This window comes from Salmonella sp. 741265055_HSA (assembly GCF_046569525.1).
GTDB classification, from domain to species: domain Bacteria; phylum Pseudomonadota; class Gammaproteobacteria; order Enterobacterales; family Enterobacteriaceae; genus Salmonella; species Salmonella enterica.
Genome location: NZ_JBKFSQ010000003.1, coordinates 123543 through 142087, shown reverse-complemented (window position 1 = coordinate 142087; position 18545 = coordinate 123543). Strand labels below are relative to the sequence as shown.

Genomic DNA, 18545 nt, shown 5'->3' with positions numbered 1-18545 from the left:
AAATCAAGCACTAAATCTGCTAAACTCCTCACGTCTTATCGGTTATTAACGAGAACGTCGTGAAAAAGATCCAAAGAACGCAAACCCGCGATCACATTACGCAAATGCTTCGCTATGAAATTCTTTCCGGCAATATAAAAGCGGGAGAAGAACTCGCGCAGGAAAGTATTGCGGAGCAGCTCGGTCTTTCACGAATGCCGGTTCGAGAAGCGCTACAGTCACTCGAACAGGAAGGTTTTTTAATCCGACTGCCCAACAGGCACATGCAGGTCGCGCATCTTGAGGCCGATCGCGTGAGTCATATTTTTCGCGTGATTGCCGCGATGGCCGCCGAAATGTTTTCGCTGATACCCAGCGAAGTAGGCGATGCCCTCCTGATACGTGCGCAAGCGCTGGCTGTCGCAGAAGACAAATCCTGCGAACTGGAGTGTCATGCGATGCTGATTTCTTATGTGAATAACCGCTATCTGGAAAAGGTGTATCAGCAGTTCCTGGACGGTTATGTCTCTTATGTTATTTTGCATCTGAAAAAAGATAATCAGGAGTCGGCGCAGCTTTTCGCTGAACTGGCTGACGTCATACGCCAGGGGCGGCGTGATGAGATTGGGCAAGTTATGCAGCGTTATTTCCTCTCTTTAGCAGAAATAATGCGTCAACATATGAAGGATTGGGAAAGTGCAGAAGCCTAAGTTAGGGAAGATTAAGCTTCTTTCAGCGAAAGAACAGGTCGCGGCGGTGCTGCGTAAAGCGATTCTTTCGAGGGAGTTAGTGGAAGGGCAGGAGATTACGTTAGAAGGCATTGCCGGAATGGTCGGCGTGTCCAGTATGCCAGTGCGCGAGGCGTTTCAGATTCTGGCGGCGGATGGGCTGATAAAAGTGCGCCCTAATAAAGGGGCGGTGGTGTTGGGCATCAATGAACAAACGATCCGTGAACACTATGAAATTCGCGCGCTGTTAGAAAGTGAGGCGGTGGCTAAAGCTTCTCGTCCTGGCACCGATATCTCGCGGATAGCCCAGGTGCATTATGCTGCTGAAAAGGCTCTCGCGGAAAATAACTCGGCGGAATACTCCGACCTGAATCAGGCATTTCATATGGAAATATGGAATGTTGCTGGCAACGAAAAAATGAAAATGTTGCTCTGTAATATGTGGAATGGTCTGTCGATGGGGCATAAGGTCACCGAAGAAGAGTATGCCGTGATTTCCATTCAGGAACATAAAAGTATTCTGCAAGCTCTTGAACTTCATGACGAAACATTGGCACGCCAGCGTATGCGCGAACACATTATTCGCTCGATGGAGAATATGCTGACCCGCTATGTTGGTGACCCTTCTGCCTGATCTTTTCGCCTGCGTGAGCATCGCAGGCGCTTCAACCAATTCTTCAATTCTATTAATCACGTCCAGTAACGATCCAACTACGATCTTGATGTAGATCTCACTCCTGCATCTTTCCTGAGAAACGATTTGACTTAGTTTTTGTATGGGAATAATTTCTCCTCGTCAACATTGGATACAATATCATATATCATTGATTGGATAATTATAAATATGGAACCCATTACCCTTACCCTATGTTTATTGGTGTTCGCTATCGTCATGTTTGTATGGGAAAAAGTGCCGCTGGCCGTCACTTCCATGATTGTCTGCGTGGCCTTAGTTATCACCGGCGTTCTGAATATCAAACAGGCCTTTGCTGGCTTTATCGACACTAACGTCATCCTCTTTGTCGCGATGTTCATCGTGGGCGGTGCGTTGTTCGAGACCGGTATGGCGAACAAAGTGGGAGGCGTCATCACGCGCTTCGCGAAAACAGAAAAACAGCTGATCTTCACCATTATGGTGGTGGTGGGTTTGATGTCTGGCGTCCTCTCTAACACCGGTACCGCTGCGGTTTTGATTCCGGTGGTGATCGGCGTGGCGGCAAAATCGGGCTTCTCGCGTTCTCGTCTACTGATGCCGCTGGTTTTTGCGGCGGCGCTTGGCGGTAACCTGTCGTTAATTGGCGCGCCGGGAAATCTTATCGCGCAGTCTGCGCTACAGAATATTGGCGGCGGCTTTGGCTTTTTTGAATACGCAAAAATCGGTCTCCCGATGCTCATCTGCGGCATTCTCTACTTCCTGACTATTGGCTATCGCTTTCTGCCGAATAATGCGACCGGCGGTGAGGTGGGGAGCGTCGGGGAGCAACGTGACTACAGCCATGTTCCACAGTGGAAACAGCTGCTGTCGCTAGTGGTACTGGTCGTCACCATCCTCGGCATGATTTTCGAGAAAAAGATTGGCATTAGCCTCGCCGTGATCGGCTGCATCGGTGCGCTGGTACTGGTCGTGAGTGGTGTACTCACGGAAAAACAGGCCTATAAAGCCATTGATTCACAGACTATTTTTATCTTTGGCGGCACCCTGGCGCTGGCAAAAGCGCTGGAAATGACCGGGGCAGGCAAGCTGGTTGCGGACTATGTGATCGGCATGCTGGGGCAAAACTCCTCACCGTTCATGTTGCTGATCGCCGTTTTCGCCTTATCCGTTGTGATGACCAACTTTATGTCCAATACCGCAACGACAGCGCTGTTGGTGCCGGTGAGTTTGTCCATTGCCGCAGGTATGGGGGCCGACCCTCGTGCGGTTCTGATGGCGACGGTCATTGGCGGTTCCTGCGCCTACGCAACCCCTATCGGTATGCCTGCCAACATGATGGTGCTCTCCGCGGGCGGCTATAAGTTTGTCGACTACGCTAAGGCCGGTATCCCCCTGATTATCGTTTCAACCATTGTCAGCTTGATCCTGCTGCCAATCCTTTTCCCTTTTCATCCGTAATTAACGGAAGCTGTTCTGACTAAGGAGCATTTATGAGCAAAAGTGAACAGATATCCCATATGACCGACGTTATGGCCAAGTTTGTGGGATATACCGGCAAAGTTTTGCCTGATGATGTCACTGCAAAACTGGAAGATTTGCATAAGAAAGAGACCAGTAAACTGGCCGACGTCATCTTTACTACCATGATTGAGAACCAGCGTCTGGCGAAAGAGCTGGATCGACCTTCCTGCCAGGACACCGGTGTCATTCAGTTTCTGGTGGAGTGCGGGACGAACTTTCCGCTGATTGGCGAGCTGGAAGCGTTGTTGCGTGAGGCGGTGATCAAAGCAACTGTAGATTCTCCGCTGCGCCACAACAGCGTAGAAACTTTTGATGAATACAACACCGGTAAAAACGTGGGTAAAGGTACGCCGACGGTCTTCTGGGAGATCGTTCCCAATTCCGATCAGTGCAGCATTTATACCTATATGGCGGGCGGTGGTTGTTCTCTGCCGGGGAAAGCGATGGTGCTGATGCCGGGTGCAGGCTATGAAGGTGTGACCCGCTTTGTACTGGATGTGATGACCAGCTACGGCCTCAACGCTTGTCCGCCGCTGCTGGTTGGCGTGGGCGTAGCGACCTCTGTTGAAACGGCGGCACTGCTATCGAAAAAAGCGCTGATGCGTCCGATCGGTTCGCATAACGAGAATGAGCGTGCAGCCTCGCTGGAAAAAATGCTGGAAGACGGCATTAACAAAATTGGCCTGGGGCCGCAGGGGATGTCCGGTAATACCTCCGTTATGGGCGTGAACATTGAAAACACCGCGCGTCATCCTTCTACCATCGGCGTGGCGGTAAACGTCGGCTGCTGGTCGCACCGTAAAGGGCACATCGTTTTCGATAAAGATTTGAATTACACCATTACGTCTCACAGCGGAGTGAATTTCTGATGACTAAAAAAATCCTGACTACGCCAATTAAAGATGAAGATTTAGCGGATATTAAGGCTGGCGATATTATTTATCTCAACGGTCATATTGTTACCTGCCGTGACGTAGCCCATCGCCGTTTAATTGAAGGTGGTCGCGAACTTCCGGTAGATGTTCGCGGCGGCGCTATTTTACACGCTGGCCCCATTGTCCGCCCAATTAAAGACGAAGATGATAAGTTTGAAATGGTCTCCGTTGGACCAACCACCAGTATGCGAATGGAGAAATTCGAAAAAGAATTTATTGCGCAGACCGGCGTGAAATTAATTGTGGGTAAAGGCGGTATGGGTAAAGGTACCGAAGAGGGCTGTGCTGAACACAAAGCGCTGCACTGCGTATTCCCTGCCGGTTGTGCGGTTGTAGCCGCCGTGTGCGTGGAAGAAATTGAAGATGCCCAATGGCGCGATCTGGGGATGCCGGAAACGCTGTGGGTTTGTCGGGTTAAAGAGTTTGGCCCGCTGATTGTTTCTATTGATACCCATGGGAATAATCTGTTTGAACAGAACAAAATTATTTTTAATCAGCGTAAAGAGATCGTCGCTGATGAAATATGCCAGAACGTAAGTTTCATCAAATAAACCTGATTACGTAAATTGCACGATAATGGCGGTAATACGTTATGACGATAATAATAACCAAGGGCTCTGGCCGGGGGCGGCTCAGGGAAATCCACCCTTATTATTTCATCGTCATAAATAGCCCCATTATCGTGCCTCCTGCCTGAAGGCTATTTTATGACTAATGCAGCTCTGCTATTAGGTGAAGGCTTCACCCTGATGTTTCTCGGCATGGGGTTCGTGCTGGCGTTTCTGTTCCTGCTGATTTTCGCCATCCGCGGCATGTCCGCCGTGATTACTCGCTTCTTCCCGGAACCCGTCGCCGCGCCCGCACCGCGCGCCGTTCCCGTCGTGGACGACTTCACCCGCTTAAAGCCGGTGATTGCCGCCGCCATTCACCATCACCGCCACCACGTTTAATTTCCCGGAGGGATCCATGACCATTGCCATTACCGACGTCGTCCTGCGTGACGCCCACCAGTCCCTGTTCGCTACCCGCCTGCGTCTTGACGATATGCTGCCGATTGCCGCTCAGCTCGACGACGTGGGCTACGGGTCGCTGGAGTGCTGGGGCGGTGCCACCTTTGACGCCTGCATCCGCTTCCTCGGCGAAGACCCGTGGGTTCGCCTGCGTGAACTCAAAAAAGCCATGCCCAAAACCCCGCTGCAGATGCTGCTGCGCGGCCAGAACCTGCTCGGTTATCGCCACTACGCCGATGACGTGGTGGAGCGTTTTGTCGAACGCGCGGTGAAAAACGGCATGGACGTGTTCCGCGTCTTCGATGCCATGAACGACCCGCGCAATATGAAAGCCGCCCTGCAGGCGGTGCGCAGCCACGGCGCACACGCCCAGGGCACGCTCTCTTACACCACCAGCCCGGCACACACGCTGCAGACCTGGCTGGACCTGACCGAACAGCTGCTGGAAACCGGCGTTGATTCCATCGCGATTAAGGACATGTCCGGCATTCTCACGCCGATGGCGGCGTATGAGCTGGTCAGCGAAATCAAAAAACGTTTTGAGGTGCGCCTGCACCTGCACTGTCATGCCACCACCGGCATGGCGGAGATGGCGCTGCTGAAGGCTATCGAGGCGGGTGTTGACGGCGTGGACACGGCGATTTCCTCCATGAGCGCCACCTACGGCCACCCGGCCACCGAAGCGCTGGTGGCGACGTTGGCAGGTACTGAGCATGACACCGGTCTGGATATCCTGAAGCTGGAGAGCATCGCCGCGTACTTCCGCGAGGTGCGCAAAAAGTATCACGCCTTTGAAGGCCAGCTGAAAGGCTACGACAGCCGCATCCTTGTGGCGCAGGTGCCGGGCGGAATGCTCACTAACCTCGAAAGCCAGCTGAAGCAGCAGAACGCGGCGGACAAACTCGACCAGGTGCTGGCGGAAATCCCCCGCGTGCGCGAGGACCTCGGCTTTATCCCGCTGGTGACCCCCACCTCGCAGATTGTCGGCACCCAGGCGGTGCTCAACGTCCTGACCGGCGAACGCTACAAAACCATTGCCAAAGAAACGGCGGGCATTCTGAAAGGCGAATACGGCCACACGCCGGTGCCGGTGAACGCCGCGCTACAGGCCCGCGTGCTGGAAGGTGCTGCCCCGGTGACCTGCCGCCCGGCGGATTTACTCAAACCGGAACTGGCTGAACTGGAAGCGGACGTCAGGCGCCAGGCGCAGGAGAAGGGCATTACTCTGGCGGGAAACGCCATCGACGACGTGCTCACCGTGGCGCTGTTCCCGCAAATCGGCCTGAAGTTCCTTGAGAACCGCCACAACCCGGCGGCGTTTGAGCCGGTGCCGCAGGCGGAAGCCGCGCAGCCGGTGGCAAAAGCAGAGAAGCCTGCCGCTTCCGGTATCTACACCGTGGAAGTGGAAGGCAAAGCCTTTGTGGTCAAAGTCAGCGACGGCGGCGATATCAGCCAGCTCACTACTGCCACCCCGTCTTCCGCACCGGTTCAGGCTGCCGCTCCGGCAGGCGCCGGCACCCCGGTAGCCGCCCCGCTGGCGGGCAACATCTGGAAGGTGATTGCCACCGAGGGCCAGACGGTGGCCGAAGGCGACGTGCTGCTGATTCTGGAAGCCATGAAGATGGAAACCGAAATCCGCGCCGCGCAGGCCGGGACGGTACGCGGTATCGCGGTGAAGTCCGGGGACGCGGTTTCCGTCGGCGACACCCTGATGACGCTGGCGTAAGGACGAGGAGCGGAAATGGAAAGTCTGAACGCCCTGCTTCAGGGCATGGGGCTGATGCACCTTGGCGCAGGCCAGGCCATCATGCTGCTGCTGTGGCTGGCGATAGCGAAGAAGTTCGAACCGTTACTGCTGCTGCCGATTGGCTTCGGCGGCCTGCTCTCCAATATCCCGGAAGCGGGCATGGCGCTGACCGCGCTGGAAAGCCTGCTGGCGCACCACGACGCCGGGCAGCTGGCGGTGATTGCCGCGAAGCTCAACTGCGCGCCGGACGTGCACGCCATTAAAGAGGCATTAGCGCTGGCGCTGCCGTCGGTGCAGGGACAGATGGAGAACCTGGCGGTGGACATGGGCTACACGCCGGGGGTGCTGGCGCTGTTCTATAAAGTGGCGATTGGCTCCGGCGTCGCGCCGCTGGTTATCTTTATGGGCGTGGGCGCGATGACCGACTTCGGCCCGCTGCTGGCCAACCCGCGCACCCTGCTGCTGGGGGCGGCGGCGCAGTTCGGCATCTTCGCCACCGTGCTGGGGGCGCTGACGCTGAACTACTTCGGCCTGATTTCCTTCACCCTGCCGCAGGCGGCGGCCATCGGCATTATCGGCGGCGCGGACGGCCCGACGGCCATTTACCTGTCGGGCAAGCTGGCGCCGGAGCTGCTGGGAGCCATCGCGGTGGCGGCGTACTCGTATATGGCGCTGGTGCCGTTAATCCAGCCGCCGATTATGAAGGCGCTGACCACGGAGAAGGAGCGGAAAATCCGCATGGTGCAGCTGCGCACGGTGAGCAAGCGGGAGAAGATTCTGTTCCCTGCGGTGCTGTTGCTGCTGGTGGCGCTGCTGCTGCCGGACGCGGCCCCGCTGCTGGGGATGTTCTGCTTCGGCAACCTGATGCGCGAGAGCGGGGTGGTGGAGCGTCTGAGCGACACGGTACAGAACGGGCTGATTAATATCGTGACCATCTTCCTCGGGCTGTCGGTGGGCGCAAAGCTGGTGGCGGACAAGTTCCTGCAGCCGCAGACGCTGGGCATTCTGCTGCTGGGTGTGATTGCGTTCGGGATTGGGACGGCGGCCGGGGTGCTGATGGCGAAGCTGCTGAACCTGTGCAGTAAGAACAAAATCAACCCGCTTATCGGTTCGGCGGGGGTGTCGGCGGTGCCGATGGCAGCCAGGGTGTCGAACAAAGTGGGGCTGGAATCAGACCCGCAGAACTTCCTGCTGATGCACGCGATGGGGCCGAACGTGGCGGGTGTGATTGGCTCGGCGATAGCCGCCGGGGTGATGCTGAAGTACGTGCTGGCGATGTAATCCAATCTAATCGGGAGCAGTGATTCTGCTCCCGCAAAATGAGGACACAGTAATGAGTGAAATGGTTGCGTTTCGGCAAGGTACATCCATGCCATCCAGAGAAACCATCTTGCATTATGTTGTTGAGACGGTGAATCAGATAACTGAGCTTGAGCCAGCGCTGCATTTGCTGCCGTGGTCTGGCGTCAACTCAGCAATATATGAGCAACGTTTTGCACAGTGTTACGACGAGGGGCTTTGTGCCGCACAGACGTCGGCACCGAATGTTCCGCAGGGGATTCTGCCATCAACCGATTGGGCTCAGGGTATCGGGTTACTCTGTTTTGCCGCAGGGTATATGAGCGCAGGCGAGCGGCCATTAACACACAATCAGTTATGCGATTTCGTCAAACAGGCGGCTGTTGGTTTATCGCCGATTGAAGAGGAAGCGGCGAGCGGTTTCTCGACGGTACGTAGTATTGCATTACCCGTATTCAGGCGATTACAACGCGATGGTCACGCGTCTCGGATCCTGCTGTTACAAACGTTGCTGCATCTGGTCGCCTGGAAAAGCGCATCGCAGTATGCGCGTCAACAGGCGCAACGACTGCTCTGGATGGGCGGCATTTTGGGGGAAGGGGGGGAGCATAGCCTGCTTGCACTGGATAAGGCGCTGCGTGAAGAAGCCGTCGGGGAGAAAAGTCTCCCCGCTCTGCTGATCTTCACGAGTTTCCTGGCACATTTTCCGGCAGGGCCAGTCTTTATTGACTAGCCGTCGAACGACGCGGGCAAAAGCCGCGTCGTTTTAGTTCGACGCCGGGTATTCCTGCACCGTCACCTGGAACGTGAGCTGCTTATCATCCCGCATTACCACGACCGGAATGACAGAGCCCGGGCGAATTTCCGCCACCTGATCCATCGTCTCCAGCGCGGACACGGCGGGTTTATTATTGACCGAAATAATCAAATCATTAACCTGAATACCGGCAAGCGCGGCGGGGCCGTTTGGCGTCACTTCATTAACGACAATGCCCTGAATCGGGTCCATGCCGCTACCCTGCTGCGCGTGCAGCGGCGCGATTTCTCGTCCGCCAATACCGATATAGCCGCGAATCACGCGACCATCGCGGATAAGCTTATCCATAATTTTCGTGGCTAGCTGGAAGGGGATCGCAAAACCAATACCTTCCGGCGTTTCGCCATCATTACTCTTATCGAAAGAGAGGGTGTTGATCCCCATCAGTTCGCCTAACGAGTTGACCAGCGCGCCGCCGGAATTACCGTGGTTAATCGAGGCGTCGGTCTGGAGAAAATTCTGTCGCCCCGTCGGGTTCAGGCCAATACGTCCCGTTGCGCTGATGATCCCCTGGGTGATGGTCTGTCCCAGATTATATGGGTTGCCGATAGCCAGTACGACGTCGCCAATATGCGGTGTACGCTTTGTATTAATCGGGATGGTAGGCAGCCCGCCAGTGGCGTTGATCTTCAGCACCGCCAGATCGGTAAGCGAATCGGAGCCAACCAGTAGCGCTTCAAAGACGCGGCCATCCTGTAGCGCGACGATAATCTGATCGGCATCGTTAATCACGTGCTTGTTGGTAATAATATAACCGCGTTGATCCATGATCACGCCGGAACCCAGCGTGCGGATCTCCAGTTGATTATGCGCGGTACTGTTCATACTGCGGTTATAGACATTGACGACGGCAGGCGCGGCGCGGCGAACCGCAAAATTATAACTGGCTGGCGTCTCATCGGTACTGTCGAATTGCGGGACGGCGATAGGATTAATTTTGCGCAAAGAAGGCATGACGGCCAACAGAATAGCGCCGACAATTAAACCTATTGCGACCGAACGTAAGAGCTTCACAAACATGATGGAGGCGTCGTTAAAAAAGGGAACGGCAGCAGCATACCATGAGTTAACCGGACATCACATCGCAGGCTGATGCCCGGTTTAAGACAGGATTAGCGCAGCAATAGATAAATGTTCTCGTTGCCGCGTACTACCTGAAGAGCAATGATGGACGGTTTTGCCGCCATCACTTTGCGCATTTCGGCGATAGAACTGATGCGATCGCGGTTAACGCCGATGATAACATCATCTTTTTGCAAACCGGCCTGCGCGGCAGGACTGCTTTTTTCGACGCTATCAATCTTAACGCCTTTCGCCCCGCCTTTCAGTTGGCCGTCGCTCAACGTCGCGCCTTGCAACGCCGGGGCGATCATTTCGGCGCTGGCGGAAGAGGAGGTATTGGAATCCAGCGTGACTTCCACCTCCAGCGGCTTACCATCGCGCAGCAGGCCCAGCTTCACTTTCGTGCCCGGTTCGGTGGTGGCGATACGCGAACGCAGTTCGGCAAAGCTATTCAGCGGCTTACCGTTAAGACTGATAATCACGTCTCCGGATTTCACTCCGGCCTTCGCCGAACCTGAATTGGGTAAAACCTCGCTGACAAAAGCGCCACGCTGAACGTTCAGTTTGAATGCCTTAGCGATATCAGCGGTCATTTCAGTGCCTTTAATTCCCAGCAATCCGCGTTTGATTTCGCCGAACTGAATCAACTGCTGCGCCAGCGTCTGCGCCATATTGGAAGGAATAGCAAAGCCAATGCCGATGCTCCCGCCCCCTGGCGCGAGGATTGCGGTATTAATCCCGATCAGCTCGCCGTTCAGGTTAAGCAGCGCGCCGCCGGAGTTGCCGCGGTTAATAGAGGCATCGGTTTGAATAAAGTTCTCAAGCCCTTCCAGATTAAGCCCGCTGCGTCCCAGCGCTGAAATAATTCCGGAGGTGGCGGTTTGCCCAAGGCCAAACGGATTACCGACCGCCACGGCGAAATCGCCGACGCGGAGTTTGTCGGAATCGGCGATGGCAATTTGCGTTAACTGGCTGGGATTCTGAATTTGTAACAGGGCGATATCGCTCTGGTCGTCGCCGCCGATCAGCTTCGCGTCGAATTCGCGTCCGTCATTCAGTTGAATGCTGATCTTCTGTGCCTGATTAATCACATGATTATTGGTTAATACATAGCCTTTTGCGGCATCGATAATCACCCCCGAACCGAGTCCTTCAAACGGCTGGGACGGCTGGTCTGGCAGATCCTCGCCAAAGAATTTTTTAAACTCCTCCGGCACTTTTTGGCTCTGGGCGGCGGTTCCCTCGACTTTTACGCTGACGACAGCAGGCAGCACTTTCTCCAGCATAGGGGCAAGGCTTGGCAGCGCCGCCTGGCCTGGCACCTGGCCTGGTATCGATGCAAGGGCTGGAAACGGCGCCGAAAGAGTTAACCCGACACTTAACGCTAATGCACTTAACAGCTGGGTGTGTTTTTTCATGGATGCTGCTCTCGTACCTTGAATGAACGGATAGACAATTCAAAACAGATTGATGTTATTGAATTTTCAGCCTGGTAACAATGATAATAGCTGGGACAGGAAAGATAGAGAGAGGGCGCAAGCGATGCGCCCGATAAATTTCTTAACGGCGTGCGATTAATCGCGCTTTGCGCCGCTACGTAACAGGCCAGACGCGCCTTCAGAATAATCACGTGGCATTTGTACTGGCGCCTGATCGTTGCTCGCCTCAGACTCCGCCAGACGGTTACGGAACGGATTCGACTCCGCAGACATTTCCGGCAGCAGGCTGCTGGAGCTTTTCGCCATATGCTGATACAGCTGGCGGTAATCATGCGCCATGGTATCCAGCAGTTCCGCGCTGCGAGCAAAGTGGCTAACCAGCTCTTCACGGTACTCTTCCAGCTCAGCTTTGTTTTTTTCCAGTTCGTACTGCAATGCCTGCTGTTGACGTAACTTACGATTACCAAAACGCATGGCCACGGCACCAATGATGATACCGACGACTAATCCAATTAGCGCATATTCCCAGGTCATGAACATCTCCCGTTGTCTTATGTTTCCGTAGGGTGTTGGCTCCAGGCTCCATGCCCGCGCCTGATTATGCCACTATAACCGCTAATTTCGTAGAAGTGGAATCCCGACAGCATATCGCGTAGTGTAGAACGGCCTTTTTTTCGTCAGCCGTGAACGACGGCACATCGATTTTCAAGGAATAACAATAACATTATGCAAAGCCTTTCCCCTACATCGCGTTATCTCCAGGCACTCAACGAAGGCACCCATCAGCCTGACGACGTACAGAAAGAGGCGGTCGACCGTCTGGAAACCCTTTATCAAGCGCTCACCGCGAAAAAATCGTCGGCTACGCCACCCGGCGGTCTGATAGCGCGACTGGGGAAATTATTAGGCAAAAACGAACCGGACGCGCAAATACCGGTTCGCGGGCTGTATATGTGGGGGGGCGTGGGGCGCGGCAAAACCTGGCTCATGGATCTCTTCTACCACAGCCTGCCGGGCAAGCGAAAACTACGCCTGCATTTTCATCGGTTTATGCTGCGCGTGCATGAAGAGCTTACCGCGTTACAGGGACAGATCGATCCGTTAGACATTATTGCCGATCGGTTTAAAACCGAGACGGACGTACTGTGTTTCGATGAGTTTTTCGTCACCGATATTACCGACGCCATGCTGCTGGGCGGTTTAATGAAAGCGCTGTTTGCACGCGGCATTACGCTGGTCGCGACCTCCAATATTCCGCCGGATGAACTCTACCGCAACGGTTTGCAACGCGCCCGCTTCCTGCCGGCTATCGATGCCATTAAACAGCACTGCGACATTATGAATGTGGACGCCGGCGTCGATTACCGACTGCGGACGCTGACGCAGGCCCATTTATGGCTAACGCCGCTTAATGATGAAACCCGGCGGCAAATGGATAAACTGTGGCTGGCGTTAGCGGGGGCCGCGCGCGAGCACGCTCCGACGCTGGAAATCAATCATCGCCCTTTATCCACCCTGGGCGTTGAAAACCAAACGTTAGCGGTCTCTTTCGCTACGCTGTGCGTCGAGGCCCGCAGCCAGCATGATTACATTGCGCTCTCAAGGTTATTTCACACGGTTCTGCTGTTTGACGTGCCGGTCATGACGCCGCTGATGGAGAACGAAGCGCGCCGCTTTATTGCACTGGTGGATGAGTTTTACGAGCGCCACGTTAAGCTGGTGGTCAGCGCCGCCGCGCCGTTATATGAAATTTATCAGGGGGAGCGGCTCAAGTTTGAATTTCAGCGCTGTCTGTCACGCCTGCAAGAGATGCAGAGTGCGGAGTACCTCAAGCGGGAGCATATGCCGTAAGCCGGACAAGCGCAGCGCCCCGGCATTATGCGGTATTATATCTGTGCAACCTCCGCGACCGAGGGTGAACCAGGCCTGAACAAAACCCGCGGCAAATCGCAAAAAGGGGTCGATCTTTGACCTGGACTTCTCTATAATCCTGCGACCCCACGTTACAAGAGAGTTTTTTCCCAAACTTTCTCTGTGCCGGCCAAACATATCCGAGGGGGTAGGTTTACCGGACTTTGTCGTGTGAACCTCAACTATTTAAAACGTTTGGGTGTTCACCAACGTGTAACTTATTTATTTGGGTAAGCTTTTAATGAAAACTTTTACAGCTAAACCAGAAACCGTAAAACGCGACTGGTATGTTGTTGACGCGACCGGTAAAACTCTGGGCCGTCTGGCTACTGAACTGGCTCGTCGCCTGCGCGGTAAGCACAAAGCGGAATACACTCCGCACGTAGATACCGGTGATTACATCATCGTTCTGAACGCTGACAAAGTTGCTGTAACCGGCAACAAGCGTACTGACAAAGTGTACTATCACCACACCGGCCACATCGGTGGTATCAAACAAGCGACCTTTGAAGAGATGATTGCCCGCCGTCCTGAGCGTGTGATTGAAATCGCGGTTAAAGGCATGCTGCCAAAAGGCCCGCTGGGTCGTGCTATGTTCCGTAAACTGAAAGTTTACGCGGGCAACGAGCACAACCACGCGGCACAGCAACCGCAAGTTCTTGACATCTAATCGGGATTATAGGCAATGGCTGAAAATCAATACTACGGCACTGGTCGCCGCAAAAGTTCCGCAGCTCGCGTGTTCATCAAACCGGGCAACGGTAAAATCGTTATCAACCAACGTTCTCTGGAACAGTACTTCGGTCGTGAAACTGCCCGCATGGTAGTTCGTCAGCCGCTGGAACTGGTCGACATGGTTGAGAAACTGGATCTGTACATCACTGTTAAAGGTGGTGGTATCTCTGGTCAGGCTGGTGCGATCCGTCACGGTATCACCCGCGCTCTGATGGAGTACGACGAGTCCCTGCGTGGCGAACTGCGTAAAGCTGGCTTCGTTACTCGTGACGCTCGTCAGGTTGAACGTAAGAAAGTCGGCCTGCGTAAAGCACGTCGTCGTCCGCAGTTCTCCAAACGTTAATGGGTTTCTGCTTCGGCAGACAACTGTTAGCGAAAAACCCGCTTCGGCGGGTTTTTTTATGGCTAAAGTCCGAATCCAGTCTCTTTTCCTCCCTATCTTTAGCATTATTCTCATCTTATTCATTTTTCATGCACGCTCAGAGAAAAGGAAGTCACAGTGGGATTTTTTAACTCATTGTTTACTAAGAAAGAGTCGTTAATGCTGTCGAATAAATGGGAATTCTTTATAACAACGGTGGATGACCATGTTACGGGTATACGTGTGGATATCGGCGCCATTCAGGATGAAAAATTTGATCGCCTTATCCATACCGGGTTCTTACGTGTTCATTACACCAACTGTTATGAAAATGGTTTACCGCAGCCCGATGAAACACAGAGTTTAAATCGTATAGAGGACTGGCTTGATGAAAAGGGGAAGACGTTTCCGATCTGGCTGGTGGGTGTGGTTACCCAACAAGGCTGGCGCGATTTTGTGTTCATGTCGGAAGAGGATCTTAACTGGGAAAAGACGCTGGATAAATTGCTCGCTGGTGGCCCGGAAATCTCTTTTAGTTATAGAGAGAGTCACAATGATAAAGGAAACTTTTACCGCCAGTTCTTGTATCCAACCCGATACGACTGGAACTGGATACACGATTCCCGTGTGTGCCGGGGATTACAGGAACAAGGTGATGATCTGACGCTTCCGCGCGCTATTGATTATTATGCGACATTGCCTACAGAGGTCGCAGCGCGCGACCTGGCGCAAGATATTGCTGCATTACCGTATGGCATAACGCTGGTCAGTATTCGAATGAATGACCCGCAACAGGGGTTTATGGCGTCTTTTATCAGCACCGATGCTCCGCAACAATGGCATATGACAGAAATCACTTGCCAGCTTACCGATCTGGCTGAAAAACATGGCGGCAGTTTTGATGGCTGGGGCGCACCGGTAGTACAGGCATAACAGGCGAAAGACAATATCTCAGGTGGGGCGAGCATTTCAGACCAGGAATATCTCTTTTTCCCCAATTCCAGAATCGACTCACCACAAAGGTCACAAAATCTGGTAAACTATCATCCAATTTTCTGCCCAAATAGCGGGGAATGTTCATTTTTTGTCTCGTTTCTGAGCAATGATGGCTTTTTTCGCCCTGGGTGACATAACATCTGGCTGGTCACATTGTGGCTGGTAGCAGTAAAAATTCTGAATATACCTGGAGGTTTTCATGGCTGTCGCTGCCAACAAACGTTCGGTAATGACGCTGTTTTCTGGTCCTACTGACATCTATAGCCATCAGGTCCGCATTGTGTTGGCTGAAAAGGGTGTTAGTTTTGAGATCGAACATGTGGAAAAGGACAATCCACCTCAGGATCTGATTGACCTCAACCCGAATCAAAGCGTTCCGACACTGGTGGATCGTGAGCTGACCCTGTGGGAATCTCGCATCATTATGGAATATCTGGATGAGCGTTTCCCTCATCCGCCGCTGATGCCGGTTTATCCGGTCGCGCGCGGTGAAAGCCGTCTGTATATGCACCGTATTGAAAAAGACTGGTATACGCTGATGAACGTCATCGTAAACGGGTCTGCTTCCGAGGCCGACTCTGCGCGTAAACAACTGCGTGAAGAGCTGCTGGCGATTGCGCCGGTATTTGGTCAGAAACCGTATTTCCTGAGCGACGAATTCAGCCTGGTTGATTGCTACCTGGCGCCTCTCCTGTGGCGTTTACCGCAGTTGGGTATCGAATTCAGCGGCGCAGGGGCGAAAGAGCTGAAAGGCTATATGACCCGCGTCTTTGAACGTGATTCTTTCCTGGCTTCTTTAACCGAAGCTGAACGTGAAATGCGCCTCGGTCGGGGTTAACCTGTATGGATTTGTCACAGTTGACGCCGCGTCGTCCTTACCTGTTGCGTGCTTTCTACGAGTGGTTGCTGGATAACCAGTTGACCCCGCATCTGGTGGTGGATGTGATGCTGCCTGGCGTGCATGTCCCTATGGAATATGCGCGCGATGGGCAAATCGTCCTTAATATTGCGCCACGGGCGGTAGGTAATCTGGAGCTGTCTAATGATGAAGTGCGTTTTAATGCGCGCTTCGGCGGCGTTCCCCGTCAGGTTTCTGTGCCTTTGGCTGCGGTGCTGGCGATTTACGCCCGTGAAAACGGCGCAGGCACCATGTTTGAGCCTGAAGCCGCCTATGATGAAGACGTTGTCAGCTTAAATGATGATGACAATACCGCAGGCGCGGAAAGCGAGACCGTGATGTCCGTCATTGATGGCGATAAGCCCGACCACGATGACGACAGTAGTCCTGATGACGAGCCGCCTCCGCCGCGTGGCGGACGTCCGGCGCTGCGCGTAGTAAAATAATCAACAGGCCCTGAAGGGCCTGTTTTGTTTGGTCTCCTCGCGGGTTCACCCTGCTTTTGAAGCTGTGTTACGATAAGTTTGCTATTATTTGCCACCGACCACTCATGAATGGACGTTATGAACGCATTTGATTCGCAAGCAGAAGATTCTCCGACATCCCTCGGGCGTAGTTTGCGCCGCCGTCCGCTGGCGCGTAAAAAACTGTCTGAAATGGTTGAGGAGGAGCTGGAGCAGATGATCCGCCGTCATGAGTTTGGCGAGGGAGAACAGCTACCGTCTGAACGTGAATTAATGGCCTTCTTCAATGTGGGACGTCCCTCCGTGCGTGAAGCGTTAGCTGCGCTGAAGCGTAAAGGTCTGGTGCAAATCAATAACGGCGAACGCGCCCGCGTCTCGCGCCCCTCTGCTGATACCATCATCAGCGAACTGTCGGGTATGGCGAAAGATTTTCTTACTCATCCTGGCGGCATCGCTCACTTTGAACAGCTACGGCTTTTCTTTGAATCCAGCCTGGTGCGCTATGCGGCGGAACATGCCACCGACGAGCAGATCGCGTTGTTAACGAAAGCGCTGGAAATTAATAGCCAGTCGCTGGATGACAACGCGCTGTTTATTCGTTCGGATGTCGAGTTTCACCGGGTGCTGGCTGAAATTCCCGGCAATCCGATCTTTATGGCTATTCATGTTGCTCTGCTGGACTGGCTAATCGCCGCTCGCCCAAGCGTTCCCGATCGTGAGCTGCATGAACATAATAACGTGAGTTATCAACAGCATATTGTGATTGTTGATGCTATTCGCCAGCGAGATCCCGATAAAGCGGATCGCGCTCTGCAAACCCACCTCAATAGCGTTTCCGCTACCTGGCACGCGCTCGGTAAAAAAAGTCAAAAAATGCGGTAGCGATCGCGCCTCCGATCCCAGTTTAGTGAAGCAGATCGCACTATAAGCGTTCTGTATTATTTGCTGCTTATTTGATCTGGTATAACAGGTATAAAGGTAGGTAGTTAATATATTCATCATCCGTAGAGGTAGGTATGGCAAAAGCATTGCAAGGCGTAATGGCGGCGTTGTTGACCCCATTTGATCGTCAGCAGCAACTGGATAGCGAAAGCCTGCGCCGTCTGGTGCGTTTTAACATCGGGCAGGGTATCGACGGGCTGTACGTTGGCGGTTCCACCGGGGAAGCATTCGTACAGAACCTTGCTGAAAGAGAGCAAGTACTGGAGATTGTCGCCGAAGAGGCGAAGGGAAAAATCACGCTGATCGCCCATGTCGGGACGGTAAGCACCGCAGAAAGCCAGCAGCTTGCCAGCGCCGCAAAGCGTTACGGTTTTGATGCGGTCTCTGCGGTGACGCCTTTTTATTACCCTTTCAGTTTTGAAGAGCACTGTGACCATTATCGGGCAATCATTGATTCCGCAGATGGATTGCCGATGGTGGTATACAACATTCCGGCGTTAAGCGGCGTAAAACTTACCCTCGATCAGATCAATACGCTGGTGACATTACCGGGCGTGAGCGCGCTGAAGCAAACCTCCGGCGATCTCTTCCAGATGGAGCAGATCCGCCGCGCGCATCCGGATCTGGTGCTGTACAACGGTTATGACGAAATCTTCGCTTCCGGCCTGCTGGCGGGCGCGGACGGCGGTATCGGCAGCACATACAACATTATGGGCTGGCGTTATCAGGGGATTGTGCAGGCATTACGTGAGGGCGATGTGGCGAAAGCGCAGCGTCTGCAAACCGAGTGCAATAAGGTTATTGATTTACTGATTAAAACCGGCGTATTCCGCGGCCTGAAAACGGTCCTGCATTATATGGACGTGGTATCGGTGCCGCTGTGTCGTAAACCGTTCGCGCCTGTTGATGAAAAATACTTGCCGGAGCTCAAGGCGCTGGCTCAACAACTGATGGAAGAAAAGGCGTAACAGCATAATGCCGGGGGCGCTACGCTTGCCCGGCCTACAACAGTGCGAACAGTAGGCCGGATAAGGCGGAGCCGCCAT

General features: G+C 53.8%; 20 protein-coding genes. 17 read left to right on the top strand and 3 right to left on the bottom strand.

The window, feature by feature from the left end; genetic code table 11:
* The first annotated feature begins 59 nt into the window (after positions 1-59).
* The 9 genes from ACLD4K_RS03080 (at position 60) to ACLD4K_RS03040 (ending at position 8607) form a co-directional block, all read left to right on the top strand.
* Positions 60-689 carry a GntR family transcriptional regulator gene (locus ACLD4K_RS03080; RefSeq protein WP_000723776.1) on the top strand — a complete coding sequence of 210 codons (630 nt, stop codon included), beginning with the start codon at positions 60-62 and terminating at the stop codon, positions 687-689.
* Complete coding sequence (locus tag ACLD4K_RS03075) at positions 676-1341, top strand: GntR family transcriptional regulator (RefSeq protein WP_001171581.1); 666 nt, start codon at positions 676-678, stop codon at positions 1339-1341. Before ACLD4K_RS03080 ends, ACLD4K_RS03075 begins: the two co-directional genes overlap by 14 nt.
* A 210-nt stretch (positions 1342-1551) precedes the next feature.
* A complete protein-coding gene (locus tag ACLD4K_RS03070; protein ID WP_183059347.1) occupies positions 1552-2820 on the top strand; it encodes an SLC13 family permease in 1269 nt (422 codons plus the stop codon).
* A gap of 32 nt (positions 2821-2852) precedes the next feature.
* A complete protein-coding gene (ttdA, locus tag ACLD4K_RS03065) occupies positions 2853-3752 on the top strand; it encodes a L(+)-tartrate dehydratase subunit alpha (RefSeq protein ID WP_000045349.1) in 900 nt (299 codons plus the stop codon).
* Positions 3752-4369 (top strand): L(+)-tartrate dehydratase subunit beta, encoded by a 618-nt coding sequence (gene ttdB / locus ACLD4K_RS03060; protein ID WP_411011371.1) that lies wholly within the window; start codon positions 3752-3754, stop codon positions 4367-4369. The genes ttdA and ttdB overlap by 1 nt, the downstream gene beginning before the upstream one ends.
* A gap of 156 nt (positions 4370-4525) precedes the next feature.
* Positions 4526-4768, top strand: a complete 243-nt coding sequence (locus ACLD4K_RS03055) for an oxaloacetate decarboxylase subunit gamma (protein ID WP_000180122.1) — start codon at positions 4526-4528, stop codon at positions 4766-4768.
* A 16-nt stretch (positions 4769-4784) separates the two neighbouring features.
* Complete coding sequence (gene oadA / locus ACLD4K_RS03050; RefSeq protein ID WP_076031688.1) at positions 4785-6554, top strand: sodium-extruding oxaloacetate decarboxylase subunit alpha; 1770 nt, start codon at positions 4785-4787, stop codon at positions 6552-6554.
* A 15-nt stretch (positions 6555-6569) separates the two neighbouring features.
* On the top strand, positions 6570-7856 hold the full coding sequence (locus tag ACLD4K_RS03045; protein WP_411011370.1) for an oxalacetate decarboxylase subunit beta: 1287 nt from the start codon (positions 6570-6572) through the stop codon (positions 7854-7856).
* Between the two features lie 19 nt (positions 7857-7875).
* Positions 7876-8607, top strand: coding sequence for a triphosphoribosyl-dephospho-CoA synthase (locus ACLD4K_RS03040; protein ID WP_168999284.1), 732 nt, complete (start codon positions 7876-7878; stop codon positions 8605-8607).
* Positions 8608-8640: 33 nt separating this feature from the next.
* Here the strand turns inward: ACLD4K_RS03040 and degS are convergent, their stop codons facing one another.
* The 3 genes from degS to zapG form a co-directional block, all read right to left on the bottom strand.
* Positions 8641-9711 carry an outer membrane-stress sensor serine endopeptidase DegS gene (gene degS / locus ACLD4K_RS03035; RefSeq protein ID WP_080108110.1) on the bottom strand — a complete coding sequence of 357 codons (1071 nt, stop codon included), beginning with the start codon at positions 9709-9711 and terminating at the stop codon, positions 8641-8643.
* Between the two features lie 92 nt (positions 9712-9803).
* Positions 9804-11171, bottom strand: a complete 1368-nt coding sequence (degQ, locus tag ACLD4K_RS03030; protein WP_411011369.1) for a serine endoprotease DegQ — start codon at positions 11169-11171, stop codon at positions 9804-9806.
* Between the two features lie 156 nt (positions 11172-11327).
* Positions 11328-11726: a Z-ring associated protein ZapG gene (gene zapG, locus ACLD4K_RS03025; protein WP_001519074.1), complete on the bottom strand. Its 399-nt coding sequence runs from the start codon at positions 11724-11726 to the stop codon at positions 11328-11330.
* A 192-nt stretch (positions 11727-11918) separates the two neighbouring features.
* On the opposite strand from zapG, the gene zapE reads away from it, so the two are divergent.
* From zapE to nanA, 8 genes are all read left to right on the top strand, one after another.
* Positions 11919-13043 (top strand): cell division protein ZapE, encoded by a 1125-nt coding sequence (zapE, locus tag ACLD4K_RS03020; RefSeq protein ID WP_411011368.1) that lies wholly within the window; start codon positions 11919-11921, stop codon positions 13041-13043.
* A 301-nt stretch (positions 13044-13344) separates the two neighbouring features.
* Positions 13345-13773 carry a 50S ribosomal protein L13 gene (gene rplM / locus ACLD4K_RS03015; protein WP_000847559.1) on the top strand — a complete coding sequence of 143 codons (429 nt, stop codon included), beginning with the start codon at positions 13345-13347 and terminating at the stop codon, positions 13771-13773.
* A 15-nt stretch (positions 13774-13788) separates the two neighbouring features.
* Positions 13789-14181 (top strand): 30S ribosomal protein S9, encoded by a 393-nt coding sequence (gene rpsI, locus ACLD4K_RS03010; RefSeq protein ID WP_000829815.1) that lies wholly within the window; start codon positions 13789-13791, stop codon positions 14179-14181.
* 198 nt (positions 14182-14379) lie between these two features.
* Positions 14380-15132, top strand: coding sequence for a DUF695 domain-containing protein (locus ACLD4K_RS03005; protein WP_001739021.1), 753 nt, complete (start codon positions 14380-14382; stop codon positions 15130-15132).
* Between the two features lie 262 nt (positions 15133-15394).
* Entirely contained in the window at positions 15395-16033 is a 639-nt protein-coding gene (gene sspA / locus ACLD4K_RS03000; RefSeq protein ID WP_000257298.1) for a stringent starvation protein SspA, read from the top strand.
* 5 nt (positions 16034-16038) lie between these two features.
* On the top strand, positions 16039-16539 hold the full coding sequence (gene sspB, locus ACLD4K_RS02995) for a ClpXP protease specificity-enhancing factor (protein WP_000366112.1): 501 nt from the start codon (positions 16039-16041) through the stop codon (positions 16537-16539).
* A 108-nt stretch (positions 16540-16647) separates the two neighbouring features.
* The gene (gene nanR, locus ACLD4K_RS02990) at positions 16648-17439 is read left to right on the top strand and encodes a transcriptional regulator NanR (protein ID WP_000382926.1); all 792 of its coding nucleotides are present in this window, start codon (positions 16648-16650) and stop codon (positions 17437-17439) included.
* 134 nt (positions 17440-17573) lie between these two features.
* Positions 17574-18467, top strand: a complete 894-nt coding sequence (gene nanA, locus ACLD4K_RS02985; RefSeq protein WP_411011367.1) for an N-acetylneuraminate lyase — start codon at positions 17574-17576, stop codon at positions 18465-18467.
* The last annotated feature ends 78 nt before the right edge of the window (positions 18468-18545 follow it).